We start from the raw sequence: 21,221 nt of genomic DNA on the forward strand, positions 1-21,221 counted from the left end.
AAGACAACCAGCCTTCCGGCAAAAAGGATTTTCCGTTTTCCGCCCGCTCGTCTACAGCACCCGCGCACTGAGCGGGTCGCTGGAGCGGCGAAGGACGAACGGACATATGGCCTCGATGAGATCGGATCGGCTTCATCTCGAATGGAATGGGACAGGTCGAACGCCCTTGCGCACCAAGCTCTTCGCGCTCGTAACGTTTTTCCTTCTGGGAGCCTCGCTTGCTTTAATGCCGCGCCCGGCAAAGGCCGATGCGAGCCCGGTCGCGGTCGAAGCGAAAGCCATCGATCGGTTTCGCAAGGTCTCTGAAGAGACCCGTTTCGGAGACCTGATCTATGTCGGCGGCTTCTCCTTTGCCGGGTCCGACAGCCGCTTGAAGGGCGTCTCGGGTTTGCGCGTTTTGGATGGCGGCGAGCGCTTTCTCGCCATCACCGACACTGGCGACTGGTTTGCCGGCCGGATCGCCCGCGACGAGGCGGGACGGCCCGTCGGCTTCGAAGACGCGATTCTTGCGCCCATCATCGGTCTCGACGGAACAGCGCTCGGCGGGCGTAAATACCGGGCCGATGCTGAGGCTCTGACCCTTTGGCGGGATCAAGCCGTCGTCGCTTTCGAGCACGACCCACGCATCCTGGTCTTTGATGACCTTTCCGAACCATGGAGAAGCCAGCCGACGCGCCTGACACTGCCGGTTCCGCGCGAAGAGCTGCGGGTCAATCAAGGGCTCGAAATGCTGGCAACGGCCCCTGTCGGATCGAAACGCCCCGGTTCGTTGGTGACGATCGCGGAGGGCTCGATCGACGAGGCTGGCAATCTCTTTGCCGCATTGTTCGGCGCCCCAGGCGGCGGTGTCTTTAAGGTGCGGAAGGACGCGAAGTGGAACGTCTCCGACGGAGACTTTCTGCCCGGCGGCGATCTTCTCGTTCTGGAACGGCGCTATGAAGGCTTTTTCGGCGGCCTCGGCATCCGGATTCGTCGCATTGCCGGGGAAACCATCCGGCCCGGAGCGCTGGTCGATGGCCCGATCATCTTCGAGGCCTCGCTCGAGGACGAAATCGACAATATGGAGGGCCTCTCCGTGTGGCGAGACGCCGATGACCGCATTCGGCTGACGCTCGTCTCGGACGACAACGGCTCTTTGTTCCAGCGCAATCTGCTGCTGGAATTTCTACTCGCCGATGACGGCGAATAGCATGATCTTCGCTCCGCAGACTTTCATGCGCGAAGGGCTTGGCCGATCGGACGCATAGGGGCAGAGACGGAAAACGTCGTCGTCTCTCCACCGACTTCAGCAATGTCCGAGCGAACGCCGATGGATGGCGAGGCTCGACCTGCCCCCCCGTCGGAGCCATTCAAGCCTTGGCGACAGCCTTCTTGACGCGCTTTTTCGGCTTTGCCGCAGCCAGCGCCTCGCTTTCCCGGGCATCGCGAGCCATGCGCTCGGCGCGAAGGCGAGCGGATTTGGCCTTTTGCGCCACGGAGGCTTCCTGAATGAGCGTCATCGCAGAGCCCTTCTCATAGCGATCGCTCTGCTGCGGGAAGACGCGTTCGGCCCGCTCCCTATCTTTATCGTTCATATCGGTCTCCGTTGATGGGCTGAAAATAGTCTTCGGTTGATGCCGACCGCGCAGGAATTCGAGCTCATGGCCTCAAGCGTATCGGGAAAACGCCGAATGCCCGGCCCGATCCTGTCATGCCTCGAAAGGAGGGCCGAGAGCCGATAGCGTTCTCGCGAGATCGCATTCGGCTTCGAAGGCGCGCTAGGCAATAAAAAAGGCCGGGCGCGAACCCGACCTTTCGTCATTCGGAATCTGTCGCCGGTGCCAATGCGTTCATGGTCACCGGCCAGCGCATGACAATCAGGCAGCGGCCAGATTGTCGGCCGCGCTCTTGCCCGTGCGGCGGTCCTTAACGACCTCGAACTGGACCTTCTGGCCCTCAACGAGCGTGTCCATGCCAGCGCGCTCTACGGCGCTGATGTGAACGAACACGTCCGTTGCGCCATCTTCCGGCGCAATGAAGCCATAACCCTTCTGCGTGTTGAAGAACTTTACCGTTCCAACGGCCATGACGATCTCCTTCGTATCGACGTGGATAAGATTTTGACCGGATCGCTCCAGTCCGTTCATTCGATTTTGAAGAGAAGATCAGTCGGGGCGCAGGGCGCGAAACCAAAATTTACCTGCAAAGATCGATGGCCCCTATGTAGGCTATCTTGGCTCTCGCAACAAGGGACCCCGCCGAATTTATCGATTGGCACCACCAATTCGACCTGCATCGTACTCGGTAGCTTCCAATAGCTTCCGTCATGGACAAGGTGTGGGGCTCACTCTCGAGTTGCGCCAGCCGGCCCGGCATTGTCATCGATTTGGAGCCAAACTGCGGATGCGACCGACCTTGAAGAAGATGGCTAGGTAAATGTAATGTTCTCTTATCAACAAGTGTTATAGCCTTGGGTCGTCTCATTCGATAACCGTTCGCAATCGATTGAACGTGAAGCGAATTCAATGGACGTCACTGCACTTGAAAAAGAAGAATTGGTCGGGCTTGTCCGTCGCTTTATGAAAATGGGCCTGAGTTTCGACGCCGCAGCGGAACTTGCCGCAATTTCCTGGGATATGGATCTGGAGGGCATCACCCATCTCATCACCGACATTCGGGTCCATTTCGAACCGCCACTCGATTAGGGTCTGCAGAAGCAGAAGCGTTTGAGTCAATTCGTCGGCGATGTCTGACGGCGAAAGGATTGAGATAAGCGCTCTCATGTTACGTAGAATGAGCGAGATGACAGAAGAAGACCGTCTACTTGCAAGGAAACAGACACCGCAGAATAGATGAGGCGGCCCGTGGCAACACACAGCCAGCGCCTATCGTATCGATGTGAGCATTTCACAGGACAAACAAATGGTACGGTTGGCTGGGTTCGAACCAGCGACCTTCGGAGCCACAATCCGACGCTCTAACCAACTGAGCTACAACCGCACGGCACGAGGTTTGCAGCAAAAGCGACGAAGACTTGCGCCTCACGCCATTTCACCGAACCCGCATGCAAGAGCAAGCACCGAAACCCTTGGCTCCGACGCCGCTGGAGCTTCGGATAATCGGTTTTGGCTTTGGGTGCAAGGCTTGGCGCGGAAAGAATCGCGGCGACCGCCAATCCACGCCTGAGAGATGGCGCAGAGGGCAAAAGAGCGCTCCATAGACACGAAAACGGCCGGCGGGCTTGAAGCCCGGCCGGCCGAAATCGATGGAGACGCGACACCATCGCTTGCTCGCGATGCGGTCCGGGCTGCAGCTCGCAACAGGACCGATGCATCAAGCCGCGAATTGGAAGGCCGCTACGGCCTACCGTGTCGCACTCGATTGTATATGGCTTACTTGCCGACCGACTGGGATGCCTTTTCGAAGACGTCTCGGCTCGGCTTCATCATCTCCTGCGCGACCGACTGGGTCAGCGACTGGAGTTCCTTCGCCTGGCTAGTGGCGAGCTCGGCCTGCTGGCGCACATAGCTCGTCTGCATCTCGATGACTTCCGAGAAGGACTTCGCGCCCATCAGGGCGTCGAGGTGCTGGAAGCCGAGATCGGCATTGGCGCGCATCGCCTCGATCGCCTTCTTGGACAGCTGGAGCGAACCCTGATGGGCATTCTCCATCGTCGTTTCAAGCGCCTTGGTGGCTTCGTCGGCAGCCGACTTCATGCGCCCATAGGCCTCCTTCGACTGTTCCATCGACTTCTGCGTCATGGAACGGAAGGTCTCGGTCATCTTGGCGGGGTCCATGCCCATCATCGCCTGCGCATTGCCCATGCCGAACGGATCGTTGGCGTCAGCCATCACTGTCTCCTATCGCTTTTCCGTTTCTGGTGCCGATAGGCGGCTCTCAATCGACCGCCCTTATCTGCCTAACAAATTAGCATCGGTCATTGTGCATTGCAACATGATCTGCCTCATTTTCAGAAAATCCGACGATTAACGGTAAAGACCGATAGTGATGGGGAATATGGCCCGAGCCATGGATTCCCGCCTCATCAACAATTATGAATCCTTCCTTAAACGCAGCCGCACAATTGGATCGAGGCCAATCTCGGCCGCTACAAGCCCAAAGGGTGTTTCTTGGTCGGTGACCGAAGCCAACAGGATCATCTGCCGGACGTTCTGGCCCTGATGATCGACAAAGAGATCGCATCGGCCCGAAGCCGCGGCGAGATCGCGCTCGTCACCAGTGTGGATGCGCATCGGCTGATCTGGCTGAGCGCGGTCGCGGCCCAGGATCTTGGACTGCCGGCCGGCCCACGCCTTGCCGACAAGGCCCCGAGCAACGACGAAGACCTGCTTCTGGAAACCCTTGCGACGGCGCTCGCCCATAGTTCCGATGGCAGTGCAGCGTCCGCCACGGTTCAGACGAGCCCCGGCGGCGCAAACACCACCCTCAAGGCCGAAACACGGCAGCTGGGCGAAGACGGCCCCGTTTACCTCCTCTGGTCCGGCCCGGCCTCGCTCACCCTCGATCCCCAACGCGAAGGTTTGTCCATCCTCTCCGAGATCGGCGCCCAGCCCATCGCCGTGTGGCATTCGGAAGGCTCCTGGTTCGACGCCGGATTCAACGACATCTGGCAGGTCTATTCGGAGGACCTTCACGAGGCGCTGCTCGCACGAGGCGGCATAGAGACCGCCTTCCTGCCCGATGGGCGAAGCATCGGGCTGTTGCGGCTTTCGCCGCAGACGGTCGCGGTCTGGCATCTTCGCGACGAGACGATCCAGAGGCTCGATTTCTCCACGTTCCCGCAAGCGCCCGGAGAGGAAGAGCCCTCGGACGTTTTCGGTGAGCCGTCGGTCGGTGAGGACACCACCGAAGCGGTGATCGAACAGCCCGCGGAGGCCGAAGACGAATCGCCGAGCGGTGCCGACAGGACGGATACCGAGACCCTTCCGCCCAATCCGCCGGCGCCCACCGAGGCCGAGGCACCGCAGGGGGAGAAAACCCGTAATCCCCCCTTCTGGGACGTTCAGGAGGGGTTCCAGGGCTTTTGGCCGATTGCCTCCGCACTACGATCCTTCTGGGGGCCGAGCGAGCCTGCAGGCCAGAGCCGGAATGACGACGCCGCGCGCGCCAAGTCCGACGACGACAGGCAACAGGAGCCGCCGGCCGAGACGAGCGCATCCATCGCCAAGGCGCGACTGCAATCGGCCTGGTGGCGCGAGGGCGCGCCCTCTCAACAGGCCGTGACGAACGAGATCCCGGACGAGGCGAGCGACCGCGACGCGGGCGATCAGGAAGCCGCCGAAGAGAGCAAGGCTGCGGAGAGCACCACGTTCGACATAGCGCAAGCCGTGTCGCACCCGAGCGATTCCGCCCCCGAAGAGCCCGCTTTTTCGGAGCCTCAGCCAGACAACGAGGAGGCCGATCCGGTCGTCTCGCCGGCCTCGCAGGACAAGGCGTCCGAAGGCTTGGAGCCAGACGTCACCGAGACGTCGGAGACGGATCAGGACGCCATGCGCGCCGCGCGGCGGGACGATTTCGGGCGGCTGGACGAGCAAGGCCCATCCGCTGAAGACGCGCGAGCCGGTGACGAGGAAATGGCGGCGCCTGTTTCTGAAGAACGCCTCGATACCGCCGCAGAGCCGAGCACGTTCAAAGCCCCCTTCGATCGCGGTCCGGTGCGTTTCATCTGGCGGATCGACCATGACGGCCGTTTCCACTCGATCTCCTCCGAGCTTGCCGAGGCGGTGGGTCCGCGCGCGGCCGATGTGGTCGGGCTCGATTTCGCCGACTTCCTCGAAGCGCTTGATCTCGACCCGGAAGGCGCCCTGCCCGACCTCGTCGAGAGGCGTGAGACCTGGTCCGGCCGCACGGTCTATTGGCCGGTCGAAGCAAGCGACCGGCGCATTCCCGTCGATCTCGCCGCTCTCCCCATCTATGCCCGTGATCGCAGCTTCGACGGATTCAGGGGCTTCGGCATCGCGCGGCCCGGCGAATCCGAGCCCGATCCGGAAGCCATCGGTGAGCGCCTGGCGGCCGGTGTCGCCCTCGCCGAACTCGTCGATGCCTATAGCGAGGCGCGATCCGAGGGCGAGACGGATTTCGAGGACGAGCTGGCACCGGTCTTCGGTCGCCGTCCCGCGGAAGAGAGGCCGGAGGCCACGCATCCGTCGAGCGATGAGACCCAGGGCGTCATCCAGCTCGACGAGCGCCGCCGCCAGCGCGAGGCGCCGCTGAGCCAGGAAGAGGCCGATGCCTTTCGCGCCATCGGCGCGGCGCTATCGCGCAGCGAGGACAATGAAAGCTTGGAAGAGGCGATCCGCGTTGCCAAGGATCGGATCGCGCTCTTCGACCGGCGCGCAAGCGAAGCGGGCAACGCGGCGGCCGAAACGGGGCTCGACGAGGGTTCAGACGAGTTGGACATCGCCACCGCGCGGCCGTCCTTGCCCCTCGCTGAAGCTCTTGCCGCCCTCTACGCCCATCTTCCGATCCCGATTCTCGTTCAGGCCGGCGAGACGCTCGTCTTCGTCAATGACGAATTCGCCGACTTCACAGGCTATCGCAGCGTCGAGTCCCTTGAGACGGCGGGCGGGCTTGATCAGCTGATCATGGACGGCGCTCCGGGCGAGGCCTTGTCGATCCGCCGCGCCAATGGCGATCAGGTCAAGGCGCGGGCCCATATGCACCGGGTGACGGTCGCAAGTCGGTCGGTCCTTGTCTTCTCCTTCTTCGCAACGCCCCGCATGACGCTGGCGCTGATCGAGGACTTTCGCAAGGATGGCGCTGCGCCGATGCCGCCGCCCGCCCCCGAGCCGGCCTCGCTGGATGGGCGGATCGAGGATCTCGCCGCGGCTCTTCAGGCGGCGGGCGAAGCCGTCATCCTCATCGATGCCGATCGCCATATCGAGGCGATGAATGCCAGAGGCGCCCAGATCTTCGGCCTCGGCGAGGTCGATAGAAACGGGCGCAACGATGCGGTAGGCCGGCCTTTCGTCTCCCTCTTTGCCCATGAGAGCCAGCGCCCGCTTCTCGATCTGTTGAAGGGAGAGGACACGCTGTCGCTCGACGAGGGACGCGAATTGGTCGGACGGCGTGCCGACGGGCTCTTCGTGCCGGTGACCGTTCTCGTCGATCGCATGGATGGCGGCGGCTGGTGCGCGGTGATCGGCTCGGACAGCAAGGCCGATCGCGCGGCTTCCGAGGAAGCGCGCCTCAAGGCCGAGGCCGCATCGCTGCAAAAGACCCAGTTCCTCGCCAATATCTCCCACGAGATTCGCACGCCGATGAACGCCATTCTCGGCTTTGCCGATGCGATCGCAAGCGAAGCCTTCGGCCCGATCGGCAATCCGCGCTATCTCGACTATGTGGGCGACATCAAGCGCTCCGGCCGACATGTCCTGGAGCTCGTCAACGATCTCCTCGACCTGTCCAAGGCCGAGGCCGGCAAGCTCCAGCTCGACTATGCGGCGGTGGCGCTCAACGAGGTGGCCGGCGAAGTTGTAGCCATGATGCAACCGGTCGCGGGATCGGCGCGTGTTATCCTGCGCTCCAATCTCCCGGCCTCCGTCCCCCCGGTCGTCGCCGACGAACGCTCGGCCCGGCAGATCATTCTCAATCTCGTCCAGAACGCCGTCAATTTCACGCCAGCGGGCGGCCAGGTCATCGTGTCGAGCCAATATCGGCCGGATGGCAGCGTGGTCCTGCGCTGCCGGGACAGCGGCGTGGGGATGAGCGAGGAGGAGATCGCCACGGCGATGACGCCGTTCCAAAGGCTGCGACCCAAGAGCGGGATCAGCCAAAGCACCGGCACCGGCCTCGGCCTGCCGCTCGCCCGCACCATGGCCGAGGCCAATCGCGCCGAATTCCGGATCGAGTCCTCGCCTCAAGGCGGAACGCTCGTCGAATTGCGCTTCCCGCCCGAGCGGGTTCTGGCGGATTGATGTCGTCATCGGGCGTCTTTCGAAGCCCCCGATGACGAACGACCGACCTCGCTTATACAAAATCCGCTTGATCACTTCGCGATACGGATTTTTAAAGCTTCTCAAGCGCCGCGCGGGCTTTGATACGGAATTCAATTCAACCATTCAGGCTCCGTATTACAGGGATCGCACAATCAGTTCGAAGCCGATGCCCCAAGGATCGGTGCCGCAAGAGCGTTCGTCATTGGTCTCGATGGAAAACTCGTCTTCCGCCAATCGCTTGGCGGCTTTCATCATGGCCACCCGGTCGTCGTAGCGAATGGTATAGGACGACAAGCCTCGGCTACCCGGATCGCGCTTGGCGCCCCTTTCCGAGCGCCAGACATTGGCGCCGATATGGTGATGATAGCCGCCGGAGCCGAGAAAAACCGCCCCGGGATAGTCTACCATCCGCTCGAAGCCGAGGCAGGCCTGGAAGAAGCGAACCGCTTCGGCCGTCTCGTCGACGCTCAAGTGAAGATGGCCGACCCGGGTTCCGCCCGCCAATCTCGTAAAGGTCTGCTTCGGCGCGGCGGAGGCAAGGTCTCGAAGGTCGAGGCGCTCGGTCGCCATGCGGAGTGCGCCGCTTTCGCTCCGCGGCCAATCCTGTCGCGGCCTGTCGACATAAAGCTCGATCCCATTGCCTTCCGGATCGTCGAGATAGAGCGCTTCCGTCACAAGATGATCGGACGCACCCGAAAGGGTGACGCCATTCGCCGCCGCATGGGTCAGCCAATGGGCGAGATCGGCGCGGGTGGGAAGAACCAGGGCGATGTGGAACAGACCGCAATCGGTGGGTCCGGGCCGCTCAGCCAAAGGGGCTGAGGCGAGGGACACGAGCCGGATCGCCTCGCCGCCCTCTTCCGTTACGCCGAGCGCGATCCGCTCCGACGTCTCCTCGATCACCTGAAGGCCGAGAGCCGTCTGATACCAGGAGGCGACGCGGCTGAGATCGACGACGGCCAATTCGACATGGGCGACATGGATGGGGCTCGTCCAGGGCCGTTCGCCATTGGGTGTCTGCATCGCCCGCCTCCCCTCGCAACCGCGCGTCTTTCGCCGGTTTGCCACTGTGCGCGTGGTGGACACAGCTTATCGCGTCACATCGCGAGGACCGAGCCGGCACAAGGTGCCGCAGTGTTCATCGGCCGCGATCCGAAGCCGGGGCGGCGAAAGGGCATGCAATCAAAGACGGCGGGAAAGCCGGCCAGCCCCCCTTCACCAACCCGGCGCCACCATGCCCGGCTTCAGGCGCTGGGAGCGTAGAACCCGGGTCTCGGGAAAGCGCGTGACATGGACGCTCGGCGCTGGCACGGGCGCCAGATTGGCAAGGCTGGCCCGGATGTGCTCGACGAGCGCGGTCACCACCGGACCATCGGCATTCTTGGCGCGAATGATGCCGATCTCGTTGTCGGTGAGGCGCGGATAGCCCTCGGCCTCGCCGAGGACGCGCATGCCCGGCCGAAGCGCGCATTCGGGCAGGACGCCGACCGCGAGACCGGCGAGCACCGCCGAGGTGACGATCTGCGCCGACCAAGAGGAGAAGAGAACCTTGTAGCGGCGCCCCGCCTCTTCCAGCGCCTTGATCCCATTGGTCCGCCAGGCGCAATCCAGGCGGCCGAGGGCGAGCGGCACCACCTCCTCCTGGTGGACGTCGTGGCTGGTCGAGGTGACGAAATGCAGAGGTTCGTGCCGGACGATTTCGGCGAGTACACCATTGCCCGCGCAATCGGCGACGAGCGCGACGTCCAGCCGCCCTTTATTGATAGCATCCGCCAGATTGGTCGATGGCTCGCAGGCGATCGACAACTCGACGAGCGGATTGGAGCGAGAGAAGCGAGCCAGAATTTCCGGCAGGAAGCGCTCGGCATAATCGTCCGGCAGGCCGATTCGCACGAGGCCCTGCATGGCGTTCTCGTCGAAGGCCGACAGGGTTTCCTGACTAAGGGAAAGCATGCGCCGCGCATAGTTCAGAAGCCGGGTGCCCTCGTCGGTGATCTCGATCGCCCGGCCCGAGCGCTCGAAGAGCTTCACCCCAAGCCGCTCTTCCAGACGGCGCATCTGCATGGAGACGGCCGACTGGGTCTTGAACACATCTTCCGCCGCGCGGGTGAAGCTCCCGGTGTCGACAATGGCGACGAAGGTGCGCAGCTGATCGAGATCGATCGGATTGGCCATGGCTCTTCTCATCACGAATAATGATATGAGACATTATCAACATTCGTTGGATCGATCAATCAGGACCGCCTAGGTTCCATCCTGTCAGGAACAACTTCGGAAGCGTTCAGAGGCGGGGCGAGAGATCGTCTTCGGCTCGGCGCTTCCCCTTTTCCCGACGCCAGAACGGCTGTCGGATCGGCACATCGCTAAAAGGCCGGTCCGGATCGAAAGGAGACAAAGCCATGGCGATCATCACGAAGAGTTCCACCACCGGTTTTTCGGCCCGCCTCATCGAAAGCACGGCGCTCGCCTTCGCGGCCGTGCGCGCCTATGGGAAGGCCTATATCAATCGGCGCTCGGCCCGCCGCCTGTCCGAACTGCCGGACTATCTGCTGAAAGATATGGGCCTGAAGCGCGACGACATTCACGCCGCCCTCTCCCAGGACTGGCGTTCCGACCCGACCTTCGAACTGGCCTACCGCGCCGGCCGCCGCGACCCGATGCGGGAAATGCGCGATTAGACATGCCCAGCCGCCGGCAGGGCATAACGGTCAGTTCTCTATCTTAAATGGCCGGTGGGACCTCCCGCCGGCCTTATGCGTCCTGGCCGTCAGCCGCGCGGTTGCCCATCGACGATCGTCTCGAGATTTCAGCATCACGACAGGATATCCGCTTCCCCGATTGCCGTTATTTCGAGTGCAAGCTTATCTATCTCGTCATCGCAAATTCAAAGACACAATATTCCATCTGATATGAAAGTCTTTTTTCCAAATATTCGAAATATTTACGGTCGATTTATCTGAAGTTTTCCTATAACGATCAGAGTAAAACACAGTCTCTTCAAACGGCATATACCAAGTTCTCAGCACTCAGAGATCAGGCTTGGCTGTCATCGCGCTCTCGTCATGTTCGAGTTCCGTCCCGATCATCCAGTGCGGCGCTTTAATCGACTGGAATAGTGGACAAGTTTCAATCTGAACCGCTTTGGGGCGACGCCAAGCCTGGATTCGCGGCACCGTGACCGAGAATGACGAAGTGTCGAGGGGATCGGCTTTGCTATGCAGCTAGTGCCTGCGCAACGCCTGCATTGACCATGATCGGTCTTTCCTGCGGAATGAGACATGACCCCGATCAACGTCACGGCCTGTCGTGAGGGCTAGGAAACTGTGAAAGTTTCAAGCCCTTAAATTCACCGCAAGATTTTAGCGTCATGATGATCTGCTGGGTGGAGGGTACCCGATATCTGGGAGTCATGCGGATGGGCGACGGTCATCAAAAGGGTCGCCGTGCCGCGGTCTCTTCGAGGCTGGATCGATACATCTGTCGAGGCATGGGCCTCGTCCCGATGGATCATTAAGGGGCGGCAGGAAATTTCGCATGTTCAAGGCGGAGGATAGACGCGAAGGCCCGATGATCGCGCTCGCATCGGGCTTGGCCTTCGTTGCCGTCGTGCTTTTAGTGGCGATGATCGAAAACGGGCGGATCGCCAAGGAGCCCGCTGGCGACGTCCCCGCCATTCAGCATGTGGACCAATCGTCGGCCGTCGAACCCCGCGCCCCGGCCAAGCTCGAACCGCCAGTTCTGGCAACCGTAGAGACAAAGGCGGAGGCGCTGCACGAGCGTGGCGAAGGCGCCCAAGAGTTGGTCACCAGCGCCCGTCCACGCGCCCCACTGACGCAAGAGCGGCTTTTCACCAACTTGAAACTGCTCCTGGGGATCATTCTGGCGCTGCTCTTCTGCGGCTGCCTGCTGGTGGCTCTTTTGGCCGAAACGCGAAAAGCGACCCGTCGCATCGCTTTGACGGACGCGCTCACGGGACTTGCCAACCGACGCGCCTTCAATGACGTCCTGGAGGAGGTCAGCGGCAAGACGGTTCGCAACCAAGAGGTCGCCGTTCTCCTATTCGACCTCGATCATTTCAAAGCGGTCAACGACGCTCTCGGCCATGCGGTCGGCGATGAATTGCTGCAGGTCTTTGCCAGACGGATATCGCTTTCCATCGGGTCGTCGGGCTATTTCGCGCGGCTCGGGGGCGACGAATTCGGTGCGATCATCGTCGGACGCCAAGCCGATGCGACCGCACGAGGCGTCATCGACCGCCTTCAGGACCTGGGACAGACCCCTTGCGAGATCGGCTCGCGGACCTTTTCGATCTCGACCAGCATCGGTTGCGCCCTGCGACATGGGCCGCACGACTCGGCTTCCGACCTCCTTCGCCAGGCCGATATTGCACTCTACCATGCCAAGAAAACCCGGCGCGGCTCGGCGAGCTTTTATACGCCCTCCTTCGAGACCGACCTTCTCAGACGCGAGCGGCTGATCCGGGATCTCAAAACGGCAGAAGAGAGGGGCGAATTTCATCTTGCCTTCCAGCCGATCGTCAGTCTCGATGATCGGACGATCAATGGGTTCGAGGCGCTTCTGCGCTGGCAGCACCAGGACTTTGGGCCCGTCTCGCCGGCTGAGTTCATTCCGCTCGCCGAAGAGAGCGGCGTTATCAGCCCGATCGGCGAATGGGTGGCGAGGAAAGCATCTCAAGTTGCGGCCGACTGGCCGGAGACGATACGCCTTTCCATCAACCTCTCGCCCCGCCAATTCGACGAACCGGGGCTCGCTGCAACGCTTTTGGCGATCCTTGCCGAGAATCGTTTCGCACCCGACCGCCTCACGGTGGAGATCACCGAGACGGCGCTGATCGAAAATGACGGCGCGGCGCTGTCGGTGATCGAGCGCCTGCGCGCGGAAGGCGTCCGGGTCGCCTTGGACGACTTCGGAACGGGCTTTGCCTCGCTCAGCTATCTGACGCGCTTTCCCTTCGACGTGGTAAAGATCGATCAAAGCTTCGTGCGACACAGCGAGCGCCATCGCCAGGCTGATCACGTCATCGCATCCATCTGCGATCTCGCCGAAAAGCTCGGTCTCGACACGGTTGCCGAAGGGATCGAGACGCAGGAGCATCTCGGACGTGTGCGTCGCGCCGGTTGCCGGCGCGCCCAAGGCTATCTGTTCGGGCGTCCAGAATCTGCGGCCGACTGCGCGACGCGTATCGCGCTTCAGACCCTCGATGCCGCGTCGCTGCCCCCAGCATCCCGTGTGTTTGCCCATAACACTATGTCACGCGCGTGACGCGCAATAACATTTGATTGAATGAAGTTTTATCGGTCGTTGTACTGAAACTGTGAACAGTGCGTTGGCGCCAAGCTGGCTTTGATCCAATCTTTCATCAGGTAAGTTCACCGCCAGTGGATCAACACGCTTTCAAGGACCTTTCATGCACCGTCTTCTCGCAGCCACCGCGACCTCTCTTCTCATTCTCGTCGGCAGCGCCTCCGCCCAGTCTGTGGACGTGCCGTCGGGCACCTATGTCAACGATCCCACCCATTCGAACCTTCTGTGGAAGGTCAGCCATTTCGGCCTGTCGACCTATATCGGCCGGTTCAACGGTATCTCGGCAACGCTCGATCTGAATGCCGAAGACATCACCCAATCGAGCCTGACCGCGACGGTCGACACGGCATCGGTCGACACGAACTATCCGGCCACGGACAAGAGCTTCGACGACGAGATCGAAAGCGACATGTTTCTGAATGCCGCAGAATTCCCCGAGGCGACCTTCGTCTCCAAGTCGATCGAAGTCACCGGCGAGAACACGGGCAAGGTGACCGGCGATCTCACCTTGCACGGCCAGACCCGTGAAGAGGTCATGGACGTGACCTTCAACACCGCCCTCAACGCGCATCCCATGACTCAGCAGCCGGCGATCGGCTTTTCCGGCACCATGACGATCGATCGCACGAAATACGGCATCGATCAGCTGGCCGGCCCGGTTGCCGCCGATGTGACGCTGGAGATCGAGACCGAGTTCGTTCCTCAGTCCTGATCGGCGGTATCGCATTCTCAACAGAGTTCGCGGGCGCAGCTCTACAGCGCGCCCGCGCGCTTCGTTTCTGCCCCGTTTCCTTCACAAGGCGATCCTCGACGATGAGCGCGATCCCGCAATCCGATGCGCGCGAATGGCGCGCAGCCTACACGCGCTACACGACCGGCGCGATCCTCCTGCATTGGGCGATCGCCTTGCTGATCCTCGCCAATATTGCCGGCGGGCTCGTGATGACCTCGGGGCTTGTTGCCGAAGACTATTCCTTCGGCATGTATCAATGGCACAAGACCATCGGCCTTCTGGTCCTCGCCCTGACGGTCGCCCGTATTCTCTGGCGCATTGCCAATCCACCGCCCGCCCACGCGCCGACCATGACGCGTGGCGAGACGCTGGCAGCAAGCGCGGTCCATATTGCCTTCTACGCCCTGATGCTGGCCGTGCCGCTGCTCGGCTGGCTTGTGGTGTCCGCCTCCGCGGCGCAGGTGCCGACCTATCTCTTCATGATCGATGCTTTGCCCTGGCCGTCCCTGCCGATCCGCGAAGCGGTGAGCGAGACGACGCGTGAGAGCCTCGAAGCCGTTTTCGAATTCTCTCACAAATGGCTGGCTCTCGCCTTTCTGGGGCTTCTGGCCCTGCATATTGCGGGCGCCGTCAAACATGCGCTCGTCGACCGCCTGCCCTCTTTATCCCGTATGACCCATGGCGGCGGTCTTGCGCGCCAGCCGAGCCGACCCGCCGCCCCCTTCATCGCCGCTGCCGGATTCGTTGCGGTTCTAGCCGCAGGCCTTCTCATCGGCCAGGCAAAGACCGCCAACCAGGCCGCCACATCCCCCGACGTGTCCGCGAGCGGCGAACCGGCCCAAGCCCAGGCTGGAAACTGGATCGTCGACCGGGAAGCGAGCCGTCTCGGCTTCACGGTCAGCTTTTCCGGCAAGAGCCTGACCGGGACGATCAGCGCTTGGAGCGCCGACGTCACCTTCTCCCCGGATGCGCTTGAGGACGCGAATGCGATCGTGACGGTCCAGACCGGCTCGATCGCTGTCGAGGACAGCTTTGTCGGACCGCAGGTTCAAGGTGCCGACGGCTTGAAGAGCGACGAATTTCCGCAAGCCCGTCTCGTCCTCTCCGACTTTTCCGGGGGCGCAGCCGCCGGCAGCTATCTTGCCAAGGGCACGCTCACCTTGCGGGGCGAGACTTTGCCGATCGAGGTGCCCTTCACCTTCGAAGAAGTCGAGGATGGCACGGCGATGGTGAAAGGACGCGCAGAGATCGACCGCACCGCATACGGCATCGGTCTCTCCAACGATCCGGGCGGCTCCTATCTCGGCAAGAGCGTCGCGGTCTCCTTCGATCTGAAGGCAAGGCCCAGCGGCACCTGACCAGGCGAGCGCTCCCTTCGGCACCAGGCCGTTTCCTTCAGCGCCGCCCTGCCCTATGACAGCCGAAACGCGATTACGGCAGCAATGACAGGACGAGTGACCTTTGGAAAATAGGACCCCGCCGACCATCGAGGATTTCCCTTTCCGCGCCACGGAGAAGCTGCGCTTCGGCGACATGGACCGCCAGGGCCATGTGAACAATGTCGCCTATATGAGTTTCTTCGAGACGGGCCGGGTCGAACTGCTCTATGACGTCAAGGCGCCGATCATTCCGTCCCATATGGCCTTCGTCGTCGCCAAGATCGCGATCGAATTTCATGCCGAGATGCTGTGGCCCGGTGAGATCCTCGTCGGCACCCGGATCGGACGGATCGGGCGCAGCTCCGCCGGCATCGAACAAGCGATCTTCCAGAACGGGCGCTGCTGCGCGATCGCAGACTCCGTGGTCGTCCTGACCGATACGAAGACGCGGCGCTCCACCCCCTTGCCCGAGGAGACGATCGCAGCCTTTCAGGCAGGCCTTGCTCCCTCAGCCGGGCAGGACGCCTGAGACGACAGGACAGGATGCAACGGCGCCATGAGGGACCCGGTTCATATCCTTCTCGTCGGCGCCGGCCACGCCCATGTCCAGGTGTTGGAGGCTTTCGCCAAGCGGCTGGAGCCGGGCATACGCCTGACCCTCGTCACGCCCGCCGAGCGCACCCCCTATTCCGGCATGCTGCCCGGCTATCTGGCCGGTTTCTACAGCGAGCGCCAAATGACCATCGATGCGGCGGGCCTTGCCCGCGCCGCAGGTGCTGGGTTTCGCCTTGGCAAAGTCGTCGGGCTCGATCTCGCAAAACGCTCCGCCCAACTCTTAGGCGGCGCCGAACTCGCCTATGACCTCATCTCGCTCGACATCGGATCGCAACCGCGCCGCGCCGAGACTGCGGCGGGCATTCCGGTCAAGCCGATCGATCGGTTCACCGAAACCGTCGATACCATTCTCGCCGATGCCCGTCTGAGAGCGCGCGACGCTTGCGTCCGCCTTGCCGTCATCGGCGCCGGCGCGGCCGGCGTCGAACTCGCCTTCGCCCTTCGTCGCCGACTGTCGGACGAGTTGGACGGTCGGCCGTTCACGATTTCCCTCGTCGGTGCCGAGCCCGACATCCTGATGGAGCGCTCGACGCGCACGCGCCGCCGGTTGCGGAAAACGCTGACGAATAAGGGGATCGCCCTTTTCCTCGGCTCGGAGGTCGTCACCAGCGACGAGCGCGGCGCCACTCTCGCGGACGGGCGGCACGTCGCGGCCGATGCGCTTATCTGGGCGACCGGAAGCTCGGCAGCCTCCTGGCTCAAGACAACGGGGCTGACGCTCGACGAGGCCGGCTTCGTCCGGGTCGACGACCATCTTCGCAGCCTCTCGCATGATAGCCTCTTTGCGGCGGGCGACATCGCGGCGCTGCCCGAGCCCCGGCCGAAAGCCGGCGTCTTCGCCGTTCGCGAAGGCCCGATCCTCGCCGCCAATCTGCGCCGCGCCGCGCGCGGCAAGAGGCTGAAGACCTACCGGCCGCAGGCGCAGTGGCTCACGCTCCTCTCCACCGCCGACGGCCGAGCGGTCGCCGACAAATGGGGCATCTCCCTCGAAGGACGCTGGGTCTTTCGCTGGAAGGACTGGAACGACCGACGCTTCGTTCAGCGCTTCGAAACGCTCGTCGAGGCGTCTTCGGCCGCGAGGCGATAGACGTCGAGCGTCTCGGACACGCAGCGCTCCCACGAGAAACGACGCGCCTGCCTGAGCCCCTTTTCCACCATTTCGGCGGCAAGGGCCGGCTCGTCCTGCAACTGACGGATCGCGGCGGCGAGCCCGTCGACGTCGCGCGGATCCTCAAGAAGCAGGGCCGCGTCCCCGGCCACTTCCGGGATCGAGGCGGCACGAGTCGAGATCACCGGCACGCCGCTCGCCAGCGCTTCGAGAACCGGAAGCCCGAAGCCCTCATAGATGGTCGGATAGACGAATTGGCCGGCCGCCGAATAAAGGACCGGCAAGTCCTCGCTCGGCACGAAACCGAGACGGCGCACGAAGCCCCGCACCTCCAGCGCCTCGACCCGAGCGAGAATATCGGCGTCGCGCCACCCCTTTGCGCCGACCAAAACGAGCGGCATTGCCCGGCGATAGCTGTCCGGAAGCCGTTCGTAGGCGGCAAGAAGCGTGACCAGATTCTTGCGCGGCTCGAGATTGCCGACGAACAGGCAATAACGCCCATAGGCCAGATCGTAATCCTTCAGCCTCTGCGCACACTCATCGGCGCTTCGCGGTCGAAAGTCGGGTGCATGGCCGAGCCCGACGACATGGACCCGCTCCGGGTCCTGTTCCGGCACCATCTCGAGCAGTTCGGTCCGGGTGAACTCGCTCGGAACGATAATGCGCGAGGCCCCACGGATCGTACGATCGAGCCCCTCGGTGAGCCATTCGAGACGCTCGACGGGATGCAGCTCACGATAGCGGACGAAGGAAAAGTCGTGGACGGTCACCACCAGCTGGTCGGACAGGAAGGGCGTGACGAAATTCGGCTCGTGGAAGACCACCGGCTCTTCGCGCCAATCGATTTCGGCCTTCTGCTGCTCGATGGCGCGCGCGCCGCGAGACTCGCGATAGAATTTCGACAAGCGCTTGAGCTGATCCCCGATCACGGGCGTGCGTCCAAGCATGCGCCGGATCGGGCTGAAGCCGGAATGCGCCGTGTGATAGGCGACGATGCCGGCATGGCGGATGCCTCGAATGGGGCGACGCCAGTCGAAGGAAAATTTCGTCCAGGCGGCCTTGAAGCGCGGCGGCTCCTCCGGCCGGCGTTCCGTATAAGCGAGTGCGCTCGCCAGATCCATCAGCTCCGACCCCATCAGGATGCGGAAGTCGATCCGGTCACGCTCGCGTTCCAGACGGCTGAAGAGTTCGTAGGTATAGACGCCCACGCCGCTGCGCGGCGGATGAAGCGCCCAGCCATTTCCGATCACGCGCAGGCGTTCGGCCGGCGGGGCGGATGAGGCTGTCTCGTCGAGTTCAGGCATGTTCAACCGTGTTCAAGTTCATTCAAGACGTGGAGGCGTCTTCCCTGAACGCCCGGCATCGTCTCGCCGCACCCTTTCGGCAGGGATCCATCAATCGGGTTCGGCGCCCTTTGCCTCATATACGTCAACAGGCAGGACCGACAGAACCCCGTCGATGGAAAAGCGGTCAGAAGCCTGGCCCGGCGAAGCGTTCGATGAGGGCTGTCACCTCTTCGTCGCGTTCGCGACCGGATTTCCCCCCGAGTACGACGACGATCAGCCGTCTGCCGCCGCGCTTCACCGTCGCCACGAGATGGGAACCGGCGTCGTTGATATAACCCGTCTTCAGCCCGTCGACGCCCGCGACCTTGCCGAGCAGCTTGTTTGTCGCCCGATAGGTCTTGCCGCGGTATTCGTAAGAAGGCACCGCGAAGATCGGCAGATATTCGGGGAAGCGGGACATGAGCGCACGTGCCAGGATCGCCATGTCGCGGGCCGTCGAGATCTGGCCCGGATCGGGCAGGCCAGAGGCATTGGCAAAGCGCGTCCGGTTCATGCCGAGCGAGCGCGCTTTGGCGGTCATCGAGGCGGCGAAGGCACCCTCCGATCCGGCGAGATTTTCCGCGACGATGGTGGCGACGTCATTGGCCGATTTCGTCGCCAGCGCCTGGATCGCGAGGCCGACGGGAATGGTCTCGCCCGCTTCGACACCGAGTTTCGAGGGGGGCTTGGAGGCGGCATTCTCGCTGACCAGCAGCTGATCATCTTTCGACAGGCGCCCCGATTTCAGCTGCTCGAAGACGAGATAGAGTGTCATCAACTTCGTCAGCGAGGCCGGGTAGCGCAATTCGTCGGCTTGATCGGCAAAAAGGGTGCGCCCGCTCTGATAGTCGATGACAAGCGCCGAATGGCCGCGCCGTTCGACCTCGCCGAAGGCTGCGGCAGCGATCGGACGCGACGGCTGCATCAACCCGTCGGCCGTCAGCGTCGTCGACTGACAGCCGGCAAGAAGAACGAGTGCGACAAGAAGGGCGAGCGGCCGACGGAAAAGGCTCCGCAAGGCGTCGAGGCTGCGCATGGATCGCAAAAGAAAACCCCATAAGCGAGATGTTTCTCAAGCTATGGGGAGGAGTTCAGCGGGGGTCAAATCACGCTCGGCCTCTCGCCAACGGCTTTCGCCGTCTGTGCTGGAGGGGCCACAGGTTTCAAGGGTTTCGCCCCCGAAAAGCATCATCGATCGCTGAACCGCGACGGGTGCTCGCGAGTAGGTTCGCAGCGGGCCAGACTGCCGAAGGAGAGGCGCACCCGTCGCTCGGGCGCACGGTCGAAGCTCTCGTCACAGTGGATTTTCGGGCTCGGCGATCTCGCCCTCCGGAATGTTGGACAGACCGGCCAGATAAAAGGCGCCGATCCCGACGAGGATGAACAGAGCGAGCCCCGCCATGGCGACGATGATGAAGCGCTGACGCATATATCCGACCCTTCTTCCTCAAAAGCCACGCAAGTCGAAAGGAAAGGGCGACCAAGGTCCGGCGGCCCTTACCGATCGGCAACGGGGAACAAAGATCAGCCGTTCCAGGTCGGTCCGCTCGCGATTGCGTCACGTCAAAGCAATGATGACGGCTGATCCCACGGGGGCGAACGACGTCCCCCGGGCAGTCTCGCCCCGGCACGGCGGTCGTTAGCCCAGCCAGCGATAGAAGCGGCGCATGATGAGCGGCGTCAGGAACATGGGGATCTGATAGCAGCCGACGAAGACCATCATGGCATCCATGCTGGAGGGCGGCAGGGCGACGAGGAACAGCGCCAGATTGCGATTTCCCGCGACAAGTGCCATGGCGCCGCGCCGATCCGCCGCCCCGCCTAAAGGCTTCAGAAGAAGAGCGCCCGCGAGCTGGAGCCCGAAATTGACCGCGCATGCGAGGGTGAAAACCTTCAAGAGCCCCAAGGGATCGCTGATGAGCATGGGCTGGATCTCGTCCATCAACCCGACGACCATCGCCGAGAGCAGGATCGCACCGGCCCCGTCGAGCGCCTGACGATCGCCGGAAGACGGCTGGGCAAGCATCCAGCGCCGGACGGCCAGTGCCGCGCCACCCGAGAGAGCGACGATAAGGAGGAGCTTGAAAGCCGGCAGCCAGATCCCCGCCGGGCTTTCGGCCAGCGCGAAGCGCAGCGGCAGGATCGAGGTGACCGGGATCAGCGCCGTTCCCCAGACGAGAAGCCGCAATGCGGTGGCGCCGTCGAGGCCCGTCAGGGCTGCAAGCCCAGCGCCGCCGGCAATCGGCGCGGCCGCGACAGTCAGGATCAGGACGGCTGCATAGGGCCCGGACCAATCTGCGGCCGCGAAGAGAGCCGCAAAGCCGAGCGGAAGCCCAAGTTGCAGGACAAGAACGATCGGCACGTCCTGCCGCGCATGGCCAAGGGCGCTCGTCACCGCCTCGGGATCGAGCCGCAGAACCGAGACGAAGAGGATGCCTGCGATCAACGGCATCAGGGCGAGCCGAACCGTCGAGGCAAGACCTGGAAAGAGAATACCCACTGCCAGCCCGATGACGAGGGCCCAGGGGCCGAGGCGAGCGGCGAAGCGAAGGGGGGAAAGAAGCGGTCGGATCACGCGCGGAACCATGCGTCAGGCGAGCCGGTGTGTCGAGGACAGGGAGAGGCATTTTGCTCTTCGTACCAGCCCCCCATGACGACGAAGCCCAGCCTTGGGAACCCTTAGAACTCGGCGCGGATCGAACAGGGAGAATGGGCGAAGGCCTGTGCCCGGCGAAAGACATCGTGGTGTTTCGAAGCCGATGGTTGCGAACAAAACCATGTCGCAGACGTTGGCCAACC

The 21,221-nt window shown here is 62.7% G+C and carries 18 protein-coding genes and 1 tRNA gene; 9 read left to right on the top strand and 10 right to left on the bottom strand.

Annotated elements, in window-relative coordinates; translation table 11 throughout:
• Positions 1 to 106: 106 nt before the first annotated feature.
• Entirely contained in the window at positions 107 to 1,189 is a 1,083-nt protein-coding gene (locus B9A15_RS11445; protein ID WP_244556912.1) for an esterase-like activity of phytase family protein, read from the top strand.
• A gap of 160 nt (positions 1,190 to 1,349) precedes the next feature.
• On the opposite strand, the gene B9A15_RS11450 is transcribed toward B9A15_RS11445, so the two are convergent.
• Together B9A15_RS11450 and B9A15_RS11455 are read right to left on the bottom strand one after the other, a co-directional pair.
• Positions 1,350 to 1,574, bottom strand: a complete 225-nt coding sequence (locus B9A15_RS11450) for a hypothetical protein (protein ID WP_084410221.1) — start codon at positions 1,572 to 1,574, stop codon at positions 1,350 to 1,352.
• A 282-nt stretch (positions 1,575 to 1,856) separates the two neighbouring features.
• On the bottom strand, positions 1,857 to 2,066 hold the full coding sequence (locus B9A15_RS11455; RefSeq protein WP_084410290.1) for a cold-shock protein: 210 nt from the start codon (positions 2,064 to 2,066) through the stop codon (positions 1,857 to 1,859).
• A 438-nt stretch (positions 2,067 to 2,504) separates the two neighbouring features.
• On the opposite strand from B9A15_RS11455, the gene B9A15_RS11460 reads away from it, so the two are divergent.
• Positions 2,505 to 2,684: a hypothetical protein gene (locus B9A15_RS11460; RefSeq protein WP_084410222.1), complete on the top strand. Its 180-nt coding sequence runs from the start codon at positions 2,505 to 2,507 to the stop codon at positions 2,682 to 2,684.
• 218 nt (positions 2,685 to 2,902) lie between these two features.
• Here B9A15_RS11460 and B9A15_RS11465 read toward each other — a convergent pair.
• Both B9A15_RS11465 and B9A15_RS11470 read right to left on the bottom strand, forming a co-directional pair.
• Positions 2,903 to 2,979, bottom strand: a tRNA-His gene (locus B9A15_RS11465).
• Between the two features lie 392 nt (positions 2,980 to 3,371).
• Positions 3,372 to 3,830, bottom strand: a complete 459-nt coding sequence (locus B9A15_RS11470) for a phasin (protein ID WP_084410223.1) — start codon at positions 3,828 to 3,830, stop codon at positions 3,372 to 3,374.
• 279 nt (positions 3,831 to 4,109) lie between these two features.
• Here B9A15_RS11470 and B9A15_RS11475 point away from each other — a divergent pair, with 279 nt between their 5' ends.
• Complete coding sequence (locus B9A15_RS11475) at positions 4,110 to 7,916, top strand: ATP-binding protein (protein WP_084410224.1); 3,807 nt, start codon at positions 4,110 to 4,112, stop codon at positions 7,914 to 7,916.
• A gap of 156 nt (positions 7,917 to 8,072) precedes the next feature.
• Here the strand turns inward: B9A15_RS11475 and B9A15_RS11480 are convergent, their stop codons facing one another.
• Together B9A15_RS11480 and B9A15_RS11485 are read right to left on the bottom strand one after the other, a co-directional pair.
• Entirely contained in the window at positions 8,073 to 8,960 is an 888-nt protein-coding gene (locus B9A15_RS11480) for a VOC family protein (RefSeq protein WP_084410225.1), read from the bottom strand.
• Between the two features lie 192 nt (positions 8,961 to 9,152).
• Positions 9,153 to 10,112, bottom strand: coding sequence for a LysR family transcriptional regulator (locus B9A15_RS11485; protein ID WP_084410226.1), 960 nt, complete (start codon positions 10,110 to 10,112; stop codon positions 9,153 to 9,155).
• Between the two features lie 224 nt (positions 10,113 to 10,336).
• Between B9A15_RS11485 and B9A15_RS11490 the strand changes: the two genes are divergently transcribed.
• The 6 genes from B9A15_RS11490 to B9A15_RS11520 all read left to right on the top strand — a co-directional run bounded on the left by B9A15_RS11490 (position 10,337) and on the right by B9A15_RS11520 (position 17,076).
• Positions 10,337 to 10,615 carry a DUF1127 domain-containing protein gene (locus B9A15_RS11490; RefSeq protein WP_084410227.1) on the top strand — a complete coding sequence of 93 codons (279 nt, stop codon included), beginning with the start codon at positions 10,337 to 10,339 and terminating at the stop codon, positions 10,613 to 10,615.
• A gap of 856 nt (positions 10,616 to 11,471) precedes the next feature.
• Entirely contained in the window at positions 11,472 to 13,220 is a 1,749-nt protein-coding gene (locus B9A15_RS11500) for a putative bifunctional diguanylate cyclase/phosphodiesterase (protein ID WP_084410229.1), read from the top strand.
• 145 nt (positions 13,221 to 13,365) lie between these two features.
• Entirely contained in the window at positions 13,366 to 13,974 is a 609-nt protein-coding gene (locus tag B9A15_RS11505; RefSeq protein WP_084410230.1) for a YceI family protein, read from the top strand.
• A gap of 101 nt (positions 13,975 to 14,075) precedes the next feature.
• Complete coding sequence (locus tag B9A15_RS11510) at positions 14,076 to 15,353, top strand: cytochrome b/b6 domain-containing protein (protein ID WP_084410231.1); 1,278 nt, start codon at positions 14,076 to 14,078, stop codon at positions 15,351 to 15,353.
• Positions 15,354 to 15,456: 103 nt separating this feature from the next.
• The gene (locus B9A15_RS11515) at positions 15,457 to 15,903 is read left to right on the top strand and encodes an acyl-CoA thioesterase (RefSeq protein WP_244556913.1); all 447 of its coding nucleotides are present in this window, start codon (positions 15,457 to 15,459) and stop codon (positions 15,901 to 15,903) included.
• A gap of 27 nt (positions 15,904 to 15,930) precedes the next feature.
• Entirely contained in the window at positions 15,931 to 17,076 is a 1,146-nt protein-coding gene (locus tag B9A15_RS11520) for an FAD-dependent oxidoreductase (RefSeq protein ID WP_084410232.1), read from the top strand.
• Here the strand turns inward: B9A15_RS11520 and B9A15_RS11525 are convergent.
• From B9A15_RS11525 to B9A15_RS11535, 4 genes are all read right to left on the bottom strand, one after another.
• A complete protein-coding gene (locus B9A15_RS11525) occupies positions 17,028 to 18,401 on the bottom strand; it encodes a glycosyltransferase family 4 protein (protein WP_084410233.1) in 1,374 nt (457 codons plus the stop codon). The genes B9A15_RS11520 and B9A15_RS11525 overlap by 49 nt on opposite strands.
• A 166-nt stretch (positions 18,402 to 18,567) precedes the next feature.
• Positions 18,568 to 19,458 carry a D-alanyl-D-alanine carboxypeptidase family protein gene (locus B9A15_RS11530; RefSeq protein WP_084410234.1) on the bottom strand — a complete coding sequence of 297 codons (891 nt, stop codon included), beginning with the start codon at positions 19,456 to 19,458 and terminating at the stop codon, positions 18,568 to 18,570.
• Between the two features lie 258 nt (positions 19,459 to 19,716).
• Positions 19,717 to 19,851 (bottom strand): hypothetical protein, encoded by a 135-nt coding sequence (locus B9A15_RS23640; protein WP_280173793.1) that lies wholly within the window; start codon positions 19,849 to 19,851, stop codon positions 19,717 to 19,719.
• A gap of 210 nt (positions 19,852 to 20,061) precedes the next feature.
• Positions 20,062 to 20,997 (bottom strand): hypothetical protein, encoded by a 936-nt coding sequence (locus B9A15_RS11535; RefSeq protein ID WP_139798350.1) that lies wholly within the window; start codon positions 20,995 to 20,997, stop codon positions 20,062 to 20,064.
• Positions 20,998 to 21,221: the final 224 nt, after the last annotated feature.

This window comes from Fulvimarina manganoxydans, assembly GCF_900176465.1.
GTDB classification, from domain to species: domain Bacteria; phylum Pseudomonadota; class Alphaproteobacteria; order Rhizobiales; family Rhizobiaceae; genus Fulvimarina; species Fulvimarina manganoxydans.